This window comes from Pinirhizobacter soli (assembly GCF_015905305.1).
In the GTDB taxonomy this organism is placed as follows: Bacteria; Pseudomonadota; Gammaproteobacteria; order Xanthomonadales; family Rhodanobacteraceae; genus Pinirhizobacter; species Pinirhizobacter soli.
In genome coordinates, this window is record NZ_JADZLQ010000003.1 from 220,642 (window position 1) to 243,413 (window position 22,772).

General features: G+C 66.6%; 5 protein-coding genes. 1 reads left to right on the plus strand and 4 read right to left on the minus strand.

The window, feature by feature from the left end:
* Window positions 1-20: 20 nt before the first annotated feature.
* Both NDK18_RS14415 and NDK18_RS14420 read right to left on the minus strand, forming a co-directional pair.
* Complete coding sequence (locus NDK18_RS14415) at window positions 21-17,648, minus strand: beta strand repeat-containing protein (RefSeq protein WP_250628164.1); 17,628 nt, start codon at window positions 17,646-17,648, stop codon at window positions 21-23.
* A 109-nt stretch (window positions 17,649-17,757) separates the two neighbouring features.
* Window positions 17,758-18,504, minus strand: a complete 747-nt coding sequence (locus tag NDK18_RS14420) for a SapC family protein (RefSeq protein ID WP_250628165.1) — start codon at window positions 18,502-18,504, stop codon at window positions 17,758-17,760.
* Between the two features lie 215 nt (window positions 18,505-18,719).
* On the opposite strand from NDK18_RS14420, the gene NDK18_RS14425 reads away from it, so the two are divergent.
* Entirely contained in the window at window positions 18,720-19,316 is a 597-nt protein-coding gene (locus tag NDK18_RS14425; protein ID WP_250626113.1) for an ECF-type sigma factor, read from the plus strand.
* Here NDK18_RS14425 and NDK18_RS14430 read toward each other — a convergent pair.
* Both NDK18_RS14430 and NDK18_RS14435 read right to left on the minus strand, forming a co-directional pair.
* Window positions 19,313-22,111, minus strand: a complete 2,799-nt coding sequence (locus NDK18_RS14430; protein WP_250626114.1) for a serine/threonine-protein kinase — start codon at window positions 22,109-22,111, stop codon at window positions 19,313-19,315. The genes NDK18_RS14425 and NDK18_RS14430 overlap by 4 nt on opposite strands.
* 41 nt (window positions 22,112-22,152) lie before the next feature.
* Window positions 22,153-22,767, minus strand: a complete 615-nt coding sequence (locus NDK18_RS14435; protein WP_250626115.1) for a carbonic anhydrase — start codon at window positions 22,765-22,767, stop codon at window positions 22,153-22,155.
* Between the last annotated feature and the right edge of the window lie 5 nt (window positions 22,768-22,772).

The following is a 22,772-nucleotide window of genomic DNA, read 5'->3' on the forward strand; positions in this document are numbered from 1 at the left end:
CAGGGTCAAGTTCCGGGACATCAGTTGGGGGCACCCAGGTTCACGGCGACGGGACCGGCCGACTGCACCAGGTCGTCCTGGCGATGGTCATGCCGATCGGCCGGCGGTAGCGGCGTATCGCTGTCGTCGCCATCGGTGGACGTCTGGTTGGTATGCAGGGTCAACGTGCTTCCGAGGTAGCGCAGTACGCTGTCGCCGAGGAAGTCCAGATCCGTATTGGTGTGGGTGGCGATGTAGTTCGGCGTGGTGATGTCGTAGCCCACCGTGTAGCGGGACACGAAGGCATCGGACACCGTGGCCTTGCCCACCTGGTACAGCTGGAACTGGGTATCGGGTTCGAAGAACTGCACGTCGGCCTGCGCCAGCTTCGGCGACACGTTGTTCATGTACAGCGTGGCCACCGGCGTGCGCAGCCACATGTCGCCCTGGATCGTGGCGTTGGGCATCGATACGGAAGTTGCCGAGGTGTCGAATACCGCCTGCACCGCTGCCAGGCGGTCGATCAGCCAGCTATCGGCACCGCGCAGGTCAACCACGATCTTCTTCGCCACGCCGCCGTGGTAGCCGGTGAGCGTCATCGTCATCGGCTTGCCAGTCGTGGTCTGGATCACGTGGGCATCGATGTCGGCCGAGGCCAGGTTCAGGCGCGTACCGATGTGCGAGGTGTCGAGCACGATGCCGTCGCGGGCGCCGATGGTGGCAAGGTCGGTGATGAGATCGCCGCCATGCACCGTGCCGCCCGACGAATCGATGCTGATCGGGCCACCGGCGGTGAGCGAGGCGAAGTCGAGGTTACGTCCCAGCGATAGGTCGAGCTGGCCTGAGTTCATGCCGCGGCCAAGGAACATGTCGCGGCCGGCTGTCAGCGAGACATCCTTCGTTACGTCGTAGTTGTTCACCGTCAGATCCCGACCGGCGACACCGGTAAGGTTGCCCGTCACGGTGACGTTGCCGGCGTAGGCGTCGCGGCCGGCCGTGGCCAGGACGTCCCCGCTCACGCCGAGCGTGTCCACGCGCAGGTCCTGCCCCGCCTTCATCGTCGCACCCTGCCCCGCCGTGGCGGCGCCGAGGGTGAGGTCGTTGCCTGCGGTGGCGGTGAATGCCGTACCGGAGGTAGCCGTGTCGATATGCAGGTCTGCGGCAGCGGTAGCCGTCAGCGTGGTGCCGGCGAGGGCCGTGCCGATGTCGATGCTGCCCGTGGTGGCAGTGGCATCGAGGCTGGTGCCCGCGGTGAGCGTATCGGCATCGATATCCGTCTGCGCCGTGGCGAGGAAGGCATTGGTGGCATGCGCCGTGCCGCCCAGGATCCGGCCCCGCAGCGAGCGCAGGGTGATGTTGCGATCGGCGTCGAGCTCGGTGAAGGCCAGGTCTTCGCCGGCAGTGCCGATGATGTCACGGCCGACCGTCACCGTGCCCAGCGTCATGCCGAGGCCCGCATTGAGCAGCGCGTCGCGACCAAGCGTCGCCGCATCAATCGCGGTGTCGCCGCCGGAAGTGGCCGCCAGGTCGTTGCCGGCCTTGATCGTTCCGATCTTAAGTGACGTGCCAGTAGTCAGAGCGGCATCGTTGCCAACCGTCGTGCTTCCCAGCGTGGCCGACGTGCTGCCGTCCAGCTGGAGATCGTGGCCGACATCCAAAGTGTTGGAAGTGAGCGCAGCACCTGCGGTCAGCTTCGTATCCTGGCCGACGGTGGTCTGGTCCAGGTCCATGCTGCTGCCCGCCTGGGCCACCAGGTTGCCGCCCACATCCAGATGACCGGAACCAATCGCGCCGGTAGCCGCCACCGAAGCGTCGCCGCCCACCGTACCGGTAGTCAGGTTGAAGCCGCCCGCGGAGCTGGCGTCAAAAGTACTGGCCACCTTCAGGCTACCGATGGTGGTATCGCCGCCGGAAGTCGTCGCCATCGCCGCGTTGCCGGTGAAGTCGCCGAGCGTCAGCGTGGTTCCCGTATCGAGCGTCACATTGCCATCGACGCTGGCAACGTCGATGCCCAGTGCCTTGCCGGTGGTCACGCCAAGCGTGCCGTTCCCGGTGAACTGATGGATCGAAGTGGAACCGGTGGACTGGAGCAGGGTCGCGCCGGTGACAGTGACGTCACCAAACGTGGCATCACCGCCGATCGTCGCCGTTGCGTCGCCACCGACCGTGGTGCTGCCGATGCTGGCGTTGCCGGCCACGTCGAGCGAGGCATTGCGGCCGACACCGAACGTGGTGATGTCGAGCGTCCCGGCGTGCAGGTCGGCATCGCGCCCGGCGTCCAGGGTAGTGACATCGAGCGTGCCGGCATGGATTTCGGCATCACGGCCGATCTCGAGCCAGGTCGCCTGCAACAGGCCGATGGCGGCCAGCGTCATGTCACGGCCGGCATGCAGGTCACCCGCGTCGATGACGTTTGCGGTGATACCCAGGTCGTTGCCCGTATGCAGGCTACCAAGCGTGGCCGTGCCGCTGACATCGAGGGTGGTGTCACCGGTGACGGTGGTGTTCACCAGGCCAAGGTCGCCCAGCGCCGTCCCGTCGAGGTTCCCTCCGACATTGACCAGGTCCATGTTGACGTCGGTGCCCGAGAACTGGGCGTCGCCATCGCTGTGCAGCGAATGCCCGGTAATGCTTCCCGTGGCGGTTTCCAGAACGTTGCCGCCCGCGGTGATGTCCTGGGCGTTAATGTTGCCGCCGGAAACGAGCGTCGCCGCACCGCCGGCATCGACGGTGGTCACCGTGAGATCGCCGCCGGCATGGACGCTGGCCGAACCCGCGTCGGCCAGTACCGTCCCCACGTTGAACGTGGTCGTCGCGGTCGCGTCCACCGACTGGCCGGCGTGGATCGACGTGCCGTTGATCGCGCCGGTACCGGTAAGCGTCACCGAGCCCGTGGTGGCATCGATGCTGCCGCCGATGAGGTCGGTGAGCATGGCAAGGTCGATATCGCCGTTGTCCGCCGTGGCGGTCAGGTAACCGCCGTGTACACGCAGCGGGGAGCCGATCCCGGTACCGGACTGAAGCAGCACGGATGCTCCGTCACCCACCGTGACATTGGCCTGGTGGCTGCCATCGTCGGTGGCGATGATCGCCTTGCCGGCCTCGAGCGTGGCGCCGATACCGGTGGTCGCGGCGCTGGTGGCGCTGCCCACGGTGAGATCGCCTACGGCGGTAAGGTCGACGGGGCCGGTGGCTTGCACGGTGCCGACGACAGCATCGCCACCGCTGGAAGCGTTGAGGTAGCCCAGGGTGGATGTCAGCGACGTAACGTTGAGGTCACCCGTGGCCACGACATCCACGTTGCCACCGACCGTGAGCGTGCCGATGTTCAGCGCGGTCGCGGTGGTGTCATCCAGGCGCACGAATCCACCCACGGTGCCGTCGACCGTGCCGGTGCCCGTGGAGAGCTGCAGGTACTTGCTGTTGTCGCCCAGGTACCCAACGTTGCCGCCCGCGTCCAGCGTGATGCCACGGCCGGTAAGCGCCAGGCCGTCGAGCGCCTGCTCGATGTTGCCCAGGGTATGCAGCACCATCTGCCCGTTGCCGCCGATGCGGTCGAAGACGAGGTCGTGGTTCAGGGCGCGCAGCACCACGTCCTGGCTGGCGTCGGCCGCCAGCAAGGTACCGCCGATGTCATAGGACACCGCGCGCTCGGGCGTGGTCACGCCACCGGTGGTGCTTGCCACGTTGCCGATGCTGCTACCCGAGCCCACCAGCATGGTGAGGTCGCCGTTGGCCTTGATCACCGCCTGGTTCGGATCGGTGAGGGTGTTGTTGATGTTGCCCACCGCCACCAGGCTCACGTCCTTGTCGGAAGTGATCCCGGCAAGGTTGAGGTCGCCATTGGCCTGCAGGTAGATCGAGCCACCGGATCCTGCCTGGTTCGACGCCGCCACGGTGCCGCCGGCGGTGAGGAACAGCGGCTGGGTCTGGCGCACTTGAACACTTACCAGCACGCCGTTCGAGTCGCGGACCAGGGTGATGTCACCCGGTGCATTGGCGGCCGCCAGTGCCGCGGCATCGGCATCGCTCACCGTGCCGTCGATCAGCGCACTGGCACTGATGGTGGCGGTATCGCCCAGCGCGCCGATGTTCTTCTTCGCGGTCAAGGTGACGTTGCGGCCCTGGATGTTCGGCGCCGCACTGCCCACCGGCTTGTTGCCCGGATCGGTCAACGCGGCGTTGTTCACTGCGCTCGTCAGCCAGCCTTCCTTCCAGAACGCGTTGTCGGTGAGCGCCTCTACCTGCGCGTCGTCGGCCACGTAGTTGAACGAGGCCACCGGCGTGGTGAACTTGGCGGTCGTGGCGTAGCCGGCGCCGATCAGGTCCTTGAAGTAGGCGTCGTACGTGCTGTAACGCCCGGCCGCGTAGGCCTGGACGTCGGCATCGCTGGCTGCGTGGCCAAGTTCCGCGGCGGCCAGCGGCCGGTAGAGATCGAGCTTGGAGGCATCCAGCACGAAGGTGCTACCCACGACCTGGCCGTTGTCCATCAGGCCCTGGTACTGCGTGTAGTAGCCGTCGGCCGTCTGCTCGATTCGCTGCTTGGTGGCCGCGGCGATCGCGCCGTTATCGTCGGCCGTGGTCAGGTGCAGGGTCTGGCTGACGGTCTGCAACTGATCGGACGACAACGCCTGGCCGGAGGTGATGCCGGCGGCATCGACGATCGAGCCATCAGGCACGTCCACGTTCACCGAACCGCCCTCGGACTTGATCAGTCCGACCAGCAGGTCGCCACCGGTCTGGCGCACGTTGATGTCGTTGAGCGCATCCAAGTTCACCACGCCGTGGTCGATGCTGTGATCGGCCGCGGTGGTGGCATGGGCGGCGATGATCAGCGGATTACCGCCATTGAGCGCGCCACCGATGGCGCCGCCGGCGCTCAGGGTGATATCGCGGCCCGTGATCGACGTGCCGCTGCCGCCGGTGATACTGCCGCCGGAAGTCAGCGTGACATCGCCATACCCGGTGGTGGCGTTGCCGGCCGTGACATGGTCAAGGTCGAGCGCCGTGGTCGCAGCGATGTTCGTGCCCGCGGCGCCGGAATCCACCGACAGCTTGCCGCCGGTCATCACCACGTTCAGCGGGTTGCTGGCGTCGCCGACGCTGCCGGTGGCCTTGAGCGTGAGCCCGTTGGTGGTGATACCACCCGAGGCACTGCCGATGATGGACCCGCCGTTGCCCTGCGTCGCCAGGATGCTGGTGCTGCCGGTCGGGTTGTAGATATTGCCCCCGAGCAACACGTTGGAGGCCGAGTTGATGTTGACCTGGCCCGAGGCATTGCCCTGGAAGTTGATGTGGAAGGTGTAGTCGGCCTTGACGGAACTCGTCAGGTTGATCTGGGCGTCCTCGAAGTACCGGTACTCCCACACGCCGGCACCGGCGGCCTGGTCGGTCTTGCTGAAGCCGTAGTGGCAGCCCGAGCCAAGGTTGCTGCCGCAGCCGTGGTAGTACACGTCCACCGCCGACAGGTACTGCCCATTGTTCACCGTGCCCAGGCTTGCCGACGCGGTCATGTGCTCATCGAAGGCATCATGGTCGGCGGAGCTGGTGGTGACGCCGCTGGAGATCAGCAGGTACTGCGGCGTGCTGACGGCGGTGCCCGAGGCATCGACGTACTGCCAATTGGTGATGGTGTCGAGCGTCGGCATCGGGCGAGACAGGTTCACCTGCTGCTGCCACTGGTAACGCAGGCCCGCGGTGGGGTCGTACTGGATACCCTGGCTGTCGGTGGTGTAGCCGGTGAACTGCACGGCGCTGGCGACGTCCGTGGCACCGTTGGAGTTGGTGTAGACCTTGGTGCCCGAACCCTGCGTGTCGACGTACCAGAAGGTCTGGTAGATGGTATTGCCGCCGACATTGTAGGTCTTGAAGTGATCGGTGATCTTCAGCTCGCCCACCGCGTTGTTGCCGGTGTTGATGTCCGCCATCTGCACGGGGACATTGGTGAGGTTGTTGTTCAGCGTGACGTGGCCGTAACCATCGTTGATGGTGATCTGGCCGATCGCCTTGGTGCTGATGATGCCGCCGTCCAGCGACACAAACCCGCCACCCGAAGCATTGACGTTGTTGACCACGATATGACCGGAATCGGTGTCGTACTGCACCAGGTGCGGCGAACACGTGGCGCCGCCGGATACGCACCAGGCGGACGTCGGCACATCGACGATGCCGTGGCCTGGGGTCTGCGCATTGATGAACGTCTGTACCTGCGAATCGAGCGTGATGTTGTAGGTGGTCGGACGGCCCGCTGTGATCTGGCTGTCGATATCGATCCACTTGGCGTTCACCGCCACCGTCTGGGCGGTCAGGGCCGAAGCCCCGGCCGCGGTGGTCGGGGTGGGATCGGTCGCCTGGCTGGTGCTGGTGGCCAGGGTGTAGATCAGCGGCAAAGACTGATTGTGGAAGTTGAAACTTCCCGAACTCGGGTTGGAACCGCAGGCGCTGTTCGCGTACGGCGCGCACTGGCCGAGGAACATCAGCGAAACGCCGCCGATGGTGCCGCCGCCGGCTTGGTTGTACAGCATCGAGGTGAAGGCGTTGGCGTCGGTATAGGCGCCGTTTGGGTTGTAGATGGCATTGGCCACGTACATGATCGCGGAGTTCGCGTCGCCCAGGTTGATCTGGTACGGCTGGTACGACGCCACCGGATCGGCGCCGGAGTGGTAGGTGCCGTCGGGCAGGTACACCGCCACCGCGCCGTTGGGCACGAACTCCTTGATCTGCTGCGCCGAGATCGGCGCGAACTGGCCCACGGAACCGGAGGCATTGCTGATGTCCACCAGGCCGTCGAGATTGCTGATGGTGCCGCCCAGGAAGATCGCCGGGCCCTGGGTCACGCTTGCCGGCGTGTTGCTCACGCTGCCGGTGTAGCTGTTGTTGAGGGTAATGGACGGTGCAATGTTGCTGGTGTCCCGGTTCACGTGCATCGACGTGTCGGAACTTTCGTTTGCGCTGCCGGTGAAGGTCACCGCGCCGCCGCCACCGGTGGGGATGGTGATGTCGTTGAGCACCAGATAGTCGGCGCTGGCGTTGGTCACGCTGATCGACGGGCTGCCGTGCGCGTTGAGCGCGCCGCTGCCGCTGATGCTGCCGGCATGCACCGTGACGTTGCCGCCAGCGGCATACAGCGAACCCAGCGTATAGGCCGGCGTGCTACCGCTGGTGGTGGTGCCCTTCAGGATATCGCCCACCGACAGGTCGTCCGGGTTGCCGGTAACCGAACCCGGGTTGGTACCCGTGGTGGTGCCGACGGTCGTGCCCGTCTGCGTGCCGTCGTCGTTGACGTTGCTGTTCTGCACGCCCACGCCGGTCGGCGCTGTCGGTGCGCCCTGGCCGGTGACGATGGGAACGCCGCTATTGCCGCTGCTGTCGGTGTTGTCGGTGAGGCCCGCCAGGTGATTGTTGATGTAGTTCCACGGGCTGAAGTTCGCCGAGTACGTAACCTGCACGGGAGCGCCGGTGCTGTGCGTCAGCTGTCCATTGGCATCGATGGCGATGTTGCTGTCGGCGTAGATGCCGGCGGTGACACTGCCGGCCAGGGCCAGCGCCTCGCTGCCGTCGGCACGCGCGTTGCTGTCGTCGCTGGTGACCGGGATGAAGCCGAGCTCGTAACCATGGCCCGTACCTTCGGCGCTGACGCTGTTGGTGCCGCGATAGCTGCCCAGGCTGATGTCCGCACCGCCAAGCACATTCGCGCCGGCACCGATGGTGGTGGTGGCATTGCTGTGGATGTTGGTGTTGGCCGAGCCCGTGGCGATGGCGATCAGCCCGATCACGTACGACTGGCCGATGGTGTCGGCCGAGAACAGTGACGGAATGAAGCCCGACGGATCCATGCCGGCAGTGACGTTGATCTGGCCGAAGCCCAGCAGCATCGCGTTGGTACCCACACCCACCGACTGGGTGCTGTTGACCGTCGTCGAAGCCGAGGCATCGCCCAGCGCGCCGCCGCCGTAGGTATGGGTAAGCGCCGACTGCGTGGTGGTGGACTGCGTATAGGTACCGATGCCGATGTCGCCGTTGGTCAGCAACTTGTCGTCGTTGCCCACGGTGGCATTGTTGGTGAGGTTAACCGTGAGCTCGTCGCTGGCACCCGCGCCCGCGACCGCACCGCCTGAATCCAGCGACACCGTGTCGTTGGCAATGACCTGGCTGCTGGCACCCAGGCGGATGCGACCCGGGTTGGCGAAGAGGTCGGTACCGCCGGTGTAGGTCAGGCCGTCGTACTTGGTGGCCAGCTGGTCGGCCATGCCGCTGTCCAGGCCGGACACGATGGTGGTGGTGTTGCCGATGCTGGCCGTGGACGACCCTGAAAGCGTCGTGCTGTTGTCGGCCGCGGCACCGGAGAGCACGCCACCGCCGCCACCTTGTACCTGCTGGTGGGTACCGACATTGGCGAACACGTTGCTGCTGCCGATGTCGACGTAGCCGGTGGCATAGAGCTTGGCGTTGCTGCCCACGGTGGCATTGACGTTGTTGGTCGCCGTGCTGGAGGCGAAGGCGCCGCTCATGTTGGCGATGCCCGCGCCTTCCGCATTCACTTCGACGGCATAGTTGTCGTTGTGCAGCGCGCCTATCTCGATGGCCGCGGCGTGCACGTTGGCGCTGTCGCCGATCGACGCCGTGGTCGTGGTGGTGTTCCTGGTGCTGGCCACGGCCGCGTTACCGGAGATCACGCCGCCACTGCCGGCGGTGGCATCGCTCTCGTTGTCGTCGGTGCCGAGGGCTGCGATCGCAAGATCGCTATTGCGCGTGGTCGCGGACGTGTTCGACGCCCCCAGGCCGGCGATCGTGCTGCCTGAGGCCTCGGCATCGGCCGCGGCCGCGCCGACGCCAACCAGGCCTACGGCGTCGGCGGTGGCCGAGGCGTCCTGGTAGCTGATGTTGTTGGCACTGATGGCGATCATGCCCAGGGGCAAGTGAACGCCGGTGCCGGTGGTGGCGCTGACCTGCGCTTCCGAAGTGGCCTTGGCTACGCTGGCGTTGGCGCCCAGCAGCAGGCCGCCGGCACCGCCCACGGCCTTGGCGCGCACGCCGCCAGTAGTGGTGGCACCGCTGGTAGCCGCAAGCGTGGTGGCACCGCTCGAGGTCAGCGTCGCGCTGTCGTCCACCAGGGTCGTGACGTGGGTGCCGGCATCGGCCGTGGCCACCGAAGCACCGATGGAAACGCCGCCGGATACGGCCACGCCGAAAGCGTCGGCTTCCACGTCCGGCTGGTCCATGGCCTGCAGGGCAATGGAGGTGGCGGTGATGTTGGCGCTCTTGCCGATCGTCGCCGAGATGGTCTCATCGTCGCTTGCATTGGCGTCCGCACCGTTGGCGGCAAGCAGGAGGCCCGCGGTGACGGCCGTTGCCTTGGCGGAACTGGCACCCTGGCTGGTAGCGCCGATGCTCAGCGCACCGCTGTTGGTGATGGTGGTGTTGGCGGCGATCCCTGCGCTTACCGAACCGTTCTTCTGCGCCTGCGACACCACGACGCCGGCAGCCGCGCCGCCGGCGACCAGGCCACCGCCACGCGCCGCTACCGCGCTATCGTCCTCGGCGGAGATGTTCACCGCGTTCGAACCGTGACCGGTGACGTCGGCGTCGAGGCTGGCGTTCACCTGGTTGTTGAGCTGCGAGATGGACACGGCCGCACCCAGGCCGACGAGGCCCGCCGCGCCCTGGTAGGCGCTGGTGGCCACGCTGTAATCGCCACTTTCCGCACCCGTCGGCGAATAAGCGGTAGCCGTGCCGTTGTTCGCCTTGGCGCTGACCTTCACCGTGCCTGTGGCATCGATCGTCGAACTGGTATCGACATGGGCACCGATGGACTGGTTGACCACGCTGAAGCCGATCGCGCCGCCCGCGCCGAGGAAACCGCCACCGGCCAGGTTACCCACCACGTTGGTCACCGAGGTCGTACCGGTGCCGGTAACGTTCAGGCTCACGGTAGTGATCGACGAATTGGACACCAGCGCCTGCGTGCCGTCCTGCGTGCGCTTGAGATTGTGGTTGCTGTCGAGCAGCGACACCTTGCTGGCGGCATTGATGGTGGCCGCGTCCGCGTCGCTCAGCTGGCCGCCCATCTGCGTGCTGCTGACGTTGGACGAACCGCCGAAGCTGTTCATCGAGGTCAGGCTGCCGTTGCCGCCCTTGTCCAGTTCGGAGAGCGGGTTGTCCCCGGCATCGTTGCCGGTGAGCGAACCGTTGCCCACGATCACCAGGCCCAACGATCCGCTGATGCCGGCATCGGTGCCCAGGGCGCCCGAGACGGTGGTGACGTCGAGCGTCTTGTTGCTGACGGCGGCGACATCCACGGTGCCGGCCGACTTGATCGTGCTGTCCAGCACGGAAGCGGACACGTTGCTTTCCAGCAACGCCACGTTGGCAGCCGCGCCCACGCCCACGCTAGCGGTGGACAACGCCGCGCTGGCGGCGTTGGGCACCAGGTGGATATTTTCAGTGGCGTGCACGTTCAGCGCTTGCGCGCCGGCGTCGCCTCCGGCCTGGTCCAGGCGAAGCTTCTCGGTGGTGGCCTTGGTGGTATTGCCCACGATGGTGAACGAGGCCATGCCTGCTATGGCCGGTCCGCCCGCACCCGCGCCGCTGACCATGGTGCTGCCCAGGTTCACGTCGGAGGTGGCGTTGACGCCCACCGCGCCGCTGGTATGCACCGCGGTATCGCCCGCCGTGCTGCCCAGGTTTGCCAACGTGGTGTTGTTCGAGGATGACAGCAGGAACGTACCTGCCACGGCCACGCCGCCGAAGGCACCCGCGCCACCGATCATGTTGGCGTCGGTCTCGTCGTGCGCGCCGATGGCGAGCGAGCCGGTGGTGAGCGAGCCACCATAGACATTGGCCTCGGTATCGGCATTGAACACGTTGGTGACGCCCGTGCCTGCACCGCCGACGAGGCCGGCGGCAAGGCCGACCACGGCATCGACGCTGCGCTGGCTGGCTTCGGCGGCCACGTTGGTGGCGCCACGGCTGGTCAGCGTGCTGTTGGTGATCTCGGCCTTGGTGCTGCGATTGAAGGTATTCACGCCCACCGCGCCCGTGGCGGCGACGTCGGTCGCGCCGGCGGCGACGCCAGCCACGAAGGCGGCGTCATAGGCGTGGCTGCTGGCGCGCACGTCCACGCTCTGCTGCGTGCCCGCACCGGTGTTGGACTGGTTGATGCTGGCGCCGTTGATGTACGCGTGCGTACCGCCACCGAGCACATTGGCGTTGGCCATGGCGGTGATGGCCGCCGAGCCGAACGGGTCGAAAGCTACCGCCGCACTGACACCCAGCGTGGTCACCGCCTGCGACGAGGCCGCATTCACCGCAACGCCCGTCACGTTCGCCTGGGTCTGCGAAAGATCCGGGTTCGTGTAATCGGATGCGTCATGGATCTGCGAGACATCAAGATCCGACGCGTGGGCCAGCGTGCCGCTGTTCACGGCCAGCGTATCGGAAGCATTCTTGGCCAGCGCGTTGACGCTGGAAGCACCATCGATATAAGCCGACGTACTGTCGTTGAGGTAATTCACCACCGCGCCGATGCCCAGGCCCACGGCGTCGGCGCTTATCCCCAAGCTACCGGCGAACACGTCCACGCCCTGGCGGTTGGCTGCCAGCACGCCCACGTTGTCCTCGGCGGTGACCTTCGCGCCACCGGTGATGTCGGCACGGATCGTGGCCGTGGAAATGTTCACCGCGGCGGAAGCTGCGCCACCCACCTGCCCGCCGCCGACGCCGGCGGCCATGGTCTGGATGTTGGCGTCGAGCTGGCGTGCCGGGTCGCTGCCTTCGGCGTTGGGGTTGGTGCTGGTGGCCGAGACGGTGACGTCCTTGGCGTGCCAGGTACCGCCGCTGAGTTCGGCGATGGTCTTGGTGCCGATATCGTTGACGGCGATCGAAGCACCGACGCCGGCGCCGGCGGATGCACCGATGGAGCCTGCCATCGAAAGGATCTTCGCGTCGTCCGTGGCCTTGATGGTGGTCACGTTGCCGCTGCTGTCCACATCGTTGCCGGTGGCGCTGGCCTCGATGTCGTTGTCGATGGTGTTGACCGTGAGCGCACCCGCCAGGCCAAGCCCTTCGCCGCCAGAAGCCGCCGCCGCCACGGTTTGGATCACCGCCTTGGAGGTGGCTTCCACATCCGTGCTGCCGGTGGTGTCAAGCGTGGAATCGCTCAAGGTGGCATGGGTGATGTTGGTGATGGTGTTGATGGTGGACGCCGCGCCCACGCCAGCACCTTCGAAGCCGATCGCCAGCGTGCCGGCGTAGGCATTGATCGACGCGCTGTCGATAGCCTTTACGTTGAGATCTTGCATGCTGCCGCGCGCGGCACCGTTGTAGCCGGTGATGCCGTCGACGGTCGCCAGCGTGTGATTGCCGATGACATTGCCGCTGATGGATGCACCCACGGCGATATCGCCGGAGATCGCGCCACCGACGGCCAGGGCATTGATGGAGCCCGTGGAACCGGCGGCCACATCCACCGTACCGGTGGCCTGCAGCGTGCTGTCGCTGAACGTGGCCGAGGTGTTGGCGCCGATGTTCTCCAGCGCGAAGCCCGCACCGGCGGCGGCCTGGGTGGAAGCGGCAATGCCGCCGGACAGGGCGTTGATGGTGTTCGAATCGTTCGCGTGCACGCCAACACTGCTGGTGCTGATGGCGCTGCCGGTGATGGTGGCCTTGGTATAGGTATCGCGCAGTGCGTCGGCCAGGCTGCCGATGGCGCCGGTGTCCTCAAGGCCGATGTCGTTGATGGCAAGCGAGGCGGTCAGCGCCACGCCGTCGGCACCGGCCACGCCCACTGCGGCGGCATTGATGGTGCCGGTGGAACAGGCGCTGGCGGAAACCGATGCCGTGGTGGCGTCGCAGCCGGTCGCCGTCGCCGTGCCCGTGGTAACGATCTTGGCGTTGGCGATGGTGGACGAGGTCTGGTTGCCGATCTCGTCGAAGGCCACCGCAAGGCCGGCCGAATCACCGCTGGTGGAGATGGAGATCGCGCCAGCCAGGGTATCGATGGTGGCAGCGTTATCGGCCTTGGCCGAAACCGTCGCGCCGTTCACCGTGGTGGTGGCGCTGGTGGCCGCGGTGTCGCCGATGGTGGCCGAGACATTGTCGTTGATGAAGTTGGCGGTGACCGAGCCCGCGCCGGCGAAATCGCCATCGGATGCACCGATACCGGCAGCCAACGCGAAAATGCGCGTGCTGTCGATGGCATTGACGGCAACATTGCCCGTGGTGTTCGTACTGCCGCCGACCAGCGAGGCGGCATAGGTATTGGCGATGTTGTTGTAGGCAAACGACAGGCCCACGGCATCGTTGCCGGCAGACAACGCGCCGGATACGGCGAAGATCGCCGAGCCGACATCGCCCTGCTGGGCCAGCGGGCCGCCGCTGAAGTCGATCACGTCTGCGATGGACTTGCCATTGCCGGTAAGCAACGTGTCGTACGCCGCCACCGGTGCGCCACCGGTCGCGCTGACGACGACATCGCCATGGCCATCACTGATGGTCGAACCGGTAATGGTGGCTTCGTTGTCGTTGTGGATGGTGTTGAAGGTGAAGGAGCCGGTGAGCCCCACGCTCTCGTCGCCGGAAGGCAACGCGCCAGCCACCGAGGCCGAGGCAATGCGCGCGGCATTGAGCTCTTGCACCGAGATGCCGCCAAAGCCATCAAGCGTGCTGCCGTGCACGCCCGCGGTGTTGGTATTGCCGATATCCGTGTAGGTGACACCGATGCCCACGCCCTTGCTGCCGCCGATGGCAAAGGCGCCGCCACCGGCGCCGATGTCGGTGTGGTCGTAACTGGTGACGATGACCTTCGCGGTGTCATCGGCCGCGGTGAGCGTCGAATTGCGGATGTCCGCCGTGGTGCTGTTGCTGGCGGTACCGATGGAGAAGGAACCCGCCACCGAACCGCTCTTCTGATCATTGTTCTTGTTGTAAGCCAGCCCCAGGCCCAGATCGACGATCGACCCGCCCGAAAGCGCCTGTACGGTGACATCGCCGGCGTGCGCGGCGGTGACGCCGTCGAGCCACGCCTGGGTGTCGTTGTCCATGAAGCTATAGGCCACCGCGCCGGCGATGCCGGCGCTGGGCTTGTTATCAGTCTTGGCCGTGGACAAGGCAGCCGAACCGCTGGCGCTGATAAGGTCCGTCTGGTTCAGTGCGGTGACGTCGATATCCGAGGCGTCGCCTGAGTTCTTGTCGATGGTGGCGCCGGTGATGAACGCCTTGGTATCAAGGTTGCCGAGGCCGACCGTGGCGCTGCCGGCCACGCCCACCGCGACCTTGGGCTTGGATTCGGTATTGCCCGCTTTTTCGGTGGCACCTTCTTCTTTCTGGCCGGTCTTGAGCAGGTCGCCAAGCACGGGGATCTTGCCCAGCAGGGTATCGATGCCGAAGCCGCCGGTGCTGTCGTCCGACTTGCCCTGCGTGGTGGCGAGGAAATCCGGACTCTGGTCGTTGGAGAGCGACTCGGGTGTGTCGTCGGTACTGGTGCTGCCGCTACCGCCCGTTCCACCGGTGCCACCCGTACCGCCTGTGCCGCCTGTGCCGCCCGAGGCGGGCTCTTCGCCCTTGGCCTGGGCGCCGGCGATAGCAATGGCGCCACTGCGGCCATCGGTGGACGCCGTGACGTCGACGCTGTCGGCATGGATGCCAGCCGTCGGCCGTACCGAGGCCGCCGCCGCGCCGGGTTCGGCCACGGTGCCATCGGCACTGTTGTCGCCGATGTAGGCCTGGGTATCGGTGGTCAGGTTGTTGATGGCGATGCCTACGCCGACACCGACACTGGTGCCCTGCGCGATGGCGCCGGCGATCGACCACACGCCCACGCCCTGGTGGGCATCGACGTCGACGCTGCCGGCGGTGACCTTGGCGGTGTTGGCGATGGATGCGTGCGTGGCGTTGTCGATGTTCGCCATCGCGAAGATGACATTGCCCGAGATGCCCGAGCCACGGCCGGCTGACGGCGTGACCACGACCATCTGCTGGGTATCGTTGGCTTCCACGTTCACGGCGGCCGCCTGGATGGTGGCCGCATCGCCGATGCCAGCGGTAGTGTTGTCGCTGTAGTTCACCAGGTTCACGCCGCCGCCGACGGAACTGGCATCGGTGCCGGTGCCGGCGGTGCCTTGCACCTTCAGCAGGTCGAAGTTGCCGGCGATGTCAATGGTCTGGACGGTGGTGTCAGCGGTCACACCAAGCGAATGCGACCACGCGAGAGTGGCGTCATCGATGGCGGTGCCCTCGGCATCGCTGCCGAAGGTGGCCGTTGCCGTCCACGCGGCATCGGTGTTGGCCGTGGCATGCAGCGAAGCGCCGCTGCCCACCCACGCAGTGTTGTCGTTGCCGAGCTGGAAGTAGTTCACCGCGCCGGCAATACCGACCTTGTCGGTCTTGGAGGTAGCGTTGACGTAGCTGGCGGCCAGCGGCGCGCCGTTGGCCTTCAGGTCGTCGTAGATGGTGCTCAGGAATTCGGGGATGTTGGCAAAATCATCCAGGCCCGAGGTGCTGGGCAGGTCCCAGGGTACGGTCACTTCGCTGCCCACGCCGATGTTCAGCGCGGTGATGTTGGCGTTGCTGCCAATGGTGGCCGAACCATCGTTGTGCACCAGGGTGACATCGATGGCCAGGCTTGCCGAGACGTTGGCGCTGTTGTCGTCGCCCGATTCGGTTTCGGTGGTGGCGCTGGTCTGCGTGCCCTTGCTTTCGATCAGCGATTGCACGGCCACGTTGCCCGATGCCACCACCACTGCATTGGGTCCGATCACCGCGTGCGAGCCCTGGTCGGCGTCGATCAGCGACAGGCCCAGCCCGCCGCGGACGTAGCTCTTGTTCTTGTCGGCGTCTTCGCCTTCTGGCGTGGTGCTTACGGGGGTTTCGCCTTCCTGCTTGCCTACTTCGGCGTCGGCTTTGAGGAAGTAGTCGCCGAGCTTGCCTTCGAGCCAGGCAACCAGGCCGTCGCCGCCGGAAGAGACCACTTCCTTCGGATCGGTGTCTTCGGCCTCGGTACCCACGGAGGTTTCCGTGGATACCGACATCTTTTCGGTGGTCGACCCGCTTACCACGGTCAGCGACTTGATCGGAGTGGCGACGCTGCCAAGGTTTGCGTCGCTCTCGGCGCGGGCGTTGGTATCGACGAACAGCAGCGCGGCGTTGGCGCCCACCGGGCTGTTGCCGGTGGCTTCCACCTTCGATTCGATCTCGTAGCTACCGCTGTTGCGCGACAGCACGCTTATGTCCTGGCCGGTGATGCTGGCACCCGAGGCGATGGTGGCCTGGGTATCGACGATGACATTGCCGACCACCGCGGAGACAGCAACGGCCTTGTCGCCGGAAACCTCCGAGGAAATATCCAGGTCCGAGCCGTGCAAGGCCTTGATGGTGACGTTGCCCGAGGCGTTGATGCTTGCGCCACCGGCCACGGAGGCCTCGGTGGTGCCGCGCACTTCGCCGTAGATCGCCGCGGCCAGCACGGGGCTTGAGCCCACGCTGTTCAGCGCGGAAGTGGCCGACTTCGACTGCGACAGCGCCTGCACGGTCACGTCACCGGTGGCATTGATATGCGCGCCGGATTGCACCTGCACCTTGGCCGTGGCATTGGAGGCGACCACGCCGAAGGGCAGCGCCGGCAGGCCGATGTTCACCACGCCCGAAGGCAGCAGGCCGTCGAGGGTGTTGATCGCCTGGTTAAGATCGGAATAGTCCGCGGTGGAGCGGCTATTGGCCGACAGCGTGACGTTCTTGCCGGTGATCGTGCCCGACACTGTGATGCCGGTGGTCGCGGTGGACTGGCCCGACAGTACGGTGTCCTCGGCATCGGCCGTCAGCGTGATGTCCGATACCGCGTTGTTGCCGCTGTCGGCCGACTTCAACGTGCCGGACACATCGATCGTGGCGGCATCCAGGTGGATGCCCTTGTCATCCGCGACCACCGTGATGGCACCGTCGTCGCCCACGTTCACCGCCGCCAGGCCCGTGCCATTGGCGCCGCCAGTGACGAACACCGTGCCCGAGGCATCGATCGCACGCGCCTGCACGCGCACGCCGGAGGTGGTGTTGATCGTGCCCTTCAGGCTGACATCGGCAGCGCCGTGGTCGATCGAACCGTTGAGCAGGGTGTCGGTCACCGTGCCGCCGCCGTTGGCGCCTTCGGCGTTGAGCTTGGCCATGGTGGCCTGGCTGGGCGTGGCGATGGCCAGCGCGCCGGCGTTGATCACGCCGGTGGTACCCAGCACGAAGCCGTTGGAATCGGCAAAGAACACCCGTCCGGCGCCCTCGGTACTGCCCAGGAAGCTGCTGACCGTGCCGTTCACCACCGCCTGGTTGTCCACCAGGTTCACCAGGTTCTCGGTACCGGTAGGCAGGTGCAGGTTCACCTTGTCGCCGCCGCCGACGGTGAAGTCCTTGAAGGTATTGAACGCGGTCTTGCTGCCGTTCTTCGCCACCGTGCTGACGTCGATGGTGGTCGCGTTGGTCTGGGTGATGTTGGTGGTGCCGGGCAACCGGTTCGCCGAGACCGTCACCGTCGATGCCGCCCACGCTGCCGGTGCGCCCAGGCTGAGCGCGCTGGCCAGGGCTACCGAGAGCTTCCGCAAGGGATGCGCGCCGATGCCGGTGGCCTGGCTTTCGCGCAGCTGCGAGGAAGCGCCCTTGCGGGCGGCGTGCGATGACGAGCTCGACATATCCGTAGATCCCCTGTTGGCACCGCAGGGCTTTGCCCGGGCGCCGGTTGACGGGAAATGCCCCGTCCGCACGTATTTCGAAGGCGCCCCTCGCGGGGCGCCGGACACTTCAGTTGATCGTGTTGCTGACCGGCTGCCGGCGATCCAGGCGCGCCGAAAGCCGCTGCACGTTCTGCAGCGACGACAGGTGGGCATGGATGGTGGCCAGGTCACCGCTGGCGTGCAGCGCCTGCAAAGGCTTGCCCTTCAGCGCTGCCAGGCGCGTGGCGTCCACCACCTGGAAACCGTCCAGCATGCTGGCCTTGCCCGAGGCGGTCTGCACGTGCAGCGTGCGGGCCTGGAGCAGGTCCAGCTCGCGCAGGCGCTCGGTAAAGGCGCGCGTCTGCTTCAGGCTGACCTGGAAATCGGTAAGGAACTTCACCGCGTGGGCCAACACCGTGGATTCGGTGCCATCGGAGTTGAACAGGTGCGCGCCTTCCTCGGTGCCCAGGCCCGCAAAGGCCTCATCGATGCACACGGTGAAATCCTCGCCCCCGTCTTTCTCGGCCAGCACGAACGGGTAGCGGCGGATGAAGGCCGGCAGGTAGGCATCGAGCGCCCAGCCGCCATCGTCGCTGACGAACAGGTTGTCGCCCTGGGACAGGCCCAGCAGGACGGCCGGCTGCTCGGCGCCCGGGGCGCCGGCGAAGACGATCGGATAGTCCAGGCTCGCCCGCTGGAACTCGGCCACCACCAGCGGCACGGAGTTCACCGCACGGGCGAACCCGAAGCTCACCGGGGCCGGCGACAAGCGCAGCTGGCGGTGCGCCACGCGGTTCAATTCCCGCGGACGGTCATAGATAAGTAATTGCTTCACAAGATTCCCCCTGAAGAAAATGTGAGCTACGTCACACATTGTCGGGGTGGGCGTGACCGGGCGTCAATCCGAAAGATCCCGGACTGCCCTCCTCCCTCGAATGGGGACCCAGCGCTCACTGAGGGTCCTATTAGGGGATGCGCAAGGGGTCCGGAAAAGACGACACACGCCGTCACAGGCTTGGAGTAACCTCTTCCCGGCAGGGGGAAAACGATATGCAGATGGGCGAAAACGTCATTGCACCGGCGGCCGCGCAGCCGGGCGAAGTGACCCAATTGCTGCGGCTGGCCGAGATCGGCGAGCCGGCGGCCATGGACGAACTGATGCGGCGGATGTACGGCAGCCTGCGCCGGCTGGCCCGGGCGCAGCTGCGCCACGAGCACGGCGACTGCACGATGAACCCCACCGAGCTCGTCAACGAGGCGTACCTCCGGCTTTTCCACGGCGGCAAGCTGCCGGAGGTCGCCGACCGCGGGCATCTGATCGGCCTGGCCGCCCGGGCCATGCGCCGGGTGCTGATCGATTCCGCCCGCCGCCGCCACGCCCAGAAACGACCCTGCGCGCTCGACCGTACCGGCATTACCCAGATCGCCGACAACCTGGCCGAACAGGCCTCGCCCGACGAGCTGGACGACGCCCTGCGCCAGCTGGAGGCGCTGGACCCGCGGCAGGCACAGATCGTGGAGATGCGCTTCTTCGTCGGCCTGCGCGAGGAGGAAATCGGCGCTGTGCTCGCCATCTCGCCGCGTACCGTGCAACGCGAATGGCGCATCGCCCGTGCCTGGCTGCGGCGGGAACTGTCCGCCGCTTAAGGGGCGTTGCCGTACTGGGTGAGCAGGTCCACCGTGCCATCGCGCATGTCGCGCATGCTGGCATTGAGCGTGGCCGGATCCATGGCGACCAGCGGATCCATATAGCGGTGGCGGATGGCCTGGGCCTGGGCCGTCTGGTGAAGCCTTTCCAGGATCTCGAACAGGCGCGTGGCGCTTTCCAGGGTGTGCGCGTCCATGGTGCCCAGCACGCGCTGGCGGTTGGCCAGGGCCTCGGCATGGACGTCGCGGGCGGCGGCGAGCTCGCCTGCCTGGGTATGGATCCGGGCGATCAGGTCGAGGGTGCCGAAGGTGATCGGATGATCCATGCCCAGGGTACGCCGCTGGGCGGCCAGCGCCGTGGTGGCCAGATCCAGTGCCTGGGCGTATTTTCCCTCGTGCGAGAGAAACCCCGCGAGGCTCGCCTGGGCGAACAGGGTGTCCGGATGGTCGGGGCCTAATACGCGTCGGCGCGCCTGAAGGATCGACTGTTGCAGGGTGGTCGCGCCGGCCCAGTCGTCGGTGCGGGTGAGCAGCCTCACCATGGTGGTCATCGATTCGAGCGTGTCTGGCTGATCGTCGCCCTGCGCCTGGCGCCGCACCCGGATGATGTGCTCGAGCAGCGGCCGGGCTTCGTCGAACTGCTCAAGGCGCACCAGGTTGGCGGCGACCAGGTCTTCGTCGCGAAGCGTGGCAGGGTGGTCGAAGCCGAAGCGGCGTTCATGCGCGGCGGCCACGGTGCGCGCCAGCGCCAGCGAGCGTTCGTACTCGTTCCGGTAATTGAGCAGCGACGCCAGGGTGGCCTGCGCATCGAGGGTATCGGGGTGGTCGGGGCCCAGGGCACGGAGGGACACCGCGGCCAGCGGCTCGATGATGGCCCTGGCTTCATCACGTCGGCCCAGGCGGATCAAGGTAGCCACGCGCTCGCGCCGAAGCTGCATCAGGCCCGGATCCGATGCCGGAAACCGGGACGACAGGCGCGCATCAAGGGCCTCCTGTGCGGCGAGCGCGGGGATCAGGTCGCCGCTGTCGGCCATGGCGCGGGCGCGGCCCGATTCGGCGGCGGTACGCAACGTATCGTCGGGCCCCAGCGCCTGCGCCTTGGCCAGGGCAGCCTCGAAGATGGCGCGCGCTTGGCCGAACTGGCCGGACAGATCCAGCGCCCGGGCCAGGTCCACCTGCGCCGAAAGCACTGCCGGATCACCGGCGGGAAGCAGGCGAGTGCGCACATCAAGCACCTTCTGCAACTCGCGCACCGCATGGCCATAGCTGCCGATGGTCACCAGCACGCGTGCCAGCGATTGACGCAGGCTCGCGCCCAGCAGTGGTTCATCGGCGAAGCGGCCGTCAATGGCGTCCAGCGCATGGGACACCACGTGTACGTCCAGCGATTCCCGCGCCAGGTCGCTGAAGCCCACGCCGGAAATGGCTGTCGCCCGATCGCCCAGTTGCCGGCGCTCGCCATCGGCCAGGCCATGGCCCATCGCATCGATGTCCACGCCTTCGAGCATCGATTGCTCGAAGGCCACGGCGCGCTCGAGTTCACGCTGCCGGCTGGTGGCCAGGCGTTCCTGCGCGCGCGCCTGGGCCAATTCGTACAGCGATACGCCCAGGCCCGTGAGGGTGGACACCGCCAGCAAGACGCCGGCGGCAACGCCAAGGCGATTGCGGCGCACGAAACGGCCCGCGTGGTAGGCCGGCGTGGCCTTGCGGGCCTGCACCGGCCGGTGTTCGAGGAAGCGGCGAAGATCTTCGGCCAGTTCGTGCACGCCAGCATAGCGGTCGCGAGCCTGCCGGCGCATGGCCTTCATCACGATGGCATCGACGTCCGCCGGTACCGGCGCGCGCGCTGCCGCCGAGGCGGCATCGCCACGAGGGCTCCGGCTGGGCGGCAGGAAGTCGCCACTGATGATGGCGCTGGAGAGGTGGTGCGGCGTCACCAGGTCCTGGAAAGGCCGGCGGCCGGCCACCAACTGGTACAGCACCACCCCCAGCGAATAAACGTCCGCGGCGGTGGTGAGGCGGCGCTTCTGCACCTGCTCGGGGCTGGCATAGGCCAGGGTGAGGGCGTCGCCATCGCCGCGGTCGGTATCGGGGACCTCGTCGAGCATGCGCGCGATGCCGAAATCCAACAGCTTCGGTTCCCCGTCCGGGGTCACCAGGATGTTGGCCGGCTTGATGTCGCGATGGATGATCAGATGGCGGTGGGCGAACTCGACCGCTGCGCACACCTTCAGGAACAGGGCGATGCGCTGGCGCAGGTTGAGCGATTTTTCCTCGCACCAGTCGTCGATGCGCTCGCCCTGCACGAACTCAAGCGCCAGGAAGGGACGGCCGTCGGCCAGCAGGCCGCCATCGAGCAGCCGGGCGATACCCGGATGTTCCAGCCGCGCCAGCAGGTGGCGTTCCTGGGCGAAGCGCTCGAGCAGGGCGGGTGAGTCTTCCGCGGCGGCATTGAGGAATTTCAGCGCCACCTGCTGGACGAAACCGCCGTCATTGCGCGAGGCAAGGTACACCACGCCCATGCCGCCCTCGCCCAGGCGGCGGATGATCTGGTAGTGGCGCGGCGCGGCGGCCTGGGCACTCAGGCCCGAAAGATCAACGGGGTTTTCCAGCGCGTGCGGCAGGCCCGCGGTCACCTCGATCGCGTCGAGCATCCAGCCCACTTCGGCGATCAGCGCGGCATCGTCACCGGCGCGCTCGCGCACGAAGGCCATGCGCTTGCCTGGCGGTAGCTCCGCCGCTGCATGCGCAAGTTCTTTCGCCCGCCTGTAGCGTTCGTCGTTGGCCCCGTCCATGCCGCCCCCTGGCCCAGGGCGCGATTATAGGCACGAGCAGGCTACGGGGTGTCCACCGGAGCGAAGGTGCCATCGCCCTGCAGCATCAACAGCTGCCCCGAGCGGATGTCGAAGCTCATGCCGGTGAGCTTGAGCGAGCCCGCTTCCACCCGCTCGGCAAGCCACGGGAAGGTCATGAGGTTGCCCAGCGACAGCTTCACCGTCTCGTACTCGCACTCGGTGTGGACATCGGCGGGAGCGCGGGCCAACACCCGGAACTTGGCTGACTCGGCGATGCGCATCCACGGCACGAGGAAGTCGCCGCCTTGCGCCGGAGGGCCGTCGAGCAGCACGCGGATGCCACCGCACATGGCGTGGCCCATCACGATCAGGTCCTTTACTTCCAGCACGCGCACGGCATATTCCAGCGCCGCGCTGGTGGCGTGGAAAGCCGTATCGGGCTCGTAAGGGGGGACCAGGTTCGCCACGTTGCGCAGGATGAACAGCTCGCCAGGCTCCGCGTCGAAGATCATCGTGGGATCCACCCGGCTGTCCGAGCAGGCAATGACCATGGTCTGCGGATTCTGGCCTTCATCGGCCAGGCCTTCGAAGGTTTTTCGGCGCTCGGGCCATTGGGTCGACCGGAACCGCGCGTAGCCGTCGAACAACTTCTGCATGGGTA

Coding starts and splice junctions, on each gene's coding strand:
- NDK18_RS14415 (WP_250628164.1), bottom strand. CDS start 17,648: ATGTCGAGCTCGTCATCGCACGCCGCCCGCAAGGGCGCTTCCTCGCAG.
- NDK18_RS14425 (WP_250626113.1), top strand. CDS start 18,720: ATGCAGATGGGCGAAAACGTCATTGCACCGGCGGCCGCGCAGCCGGGC.
- NDK18_RS14430 (WP_250626114.1), bottom strand. CDS start 22,111: ATGGACGGGGCCAACGACGAACGCTACAGGCGGGCGAAAGAACTTGCG.
- NDK18_RS14435 (WP_250626115.1), bottom strand. CDS start 22,767: ATGCAGAAGTTGTTCGACGGCTACGCGCGGTTCCGGTCGACCCAATGG.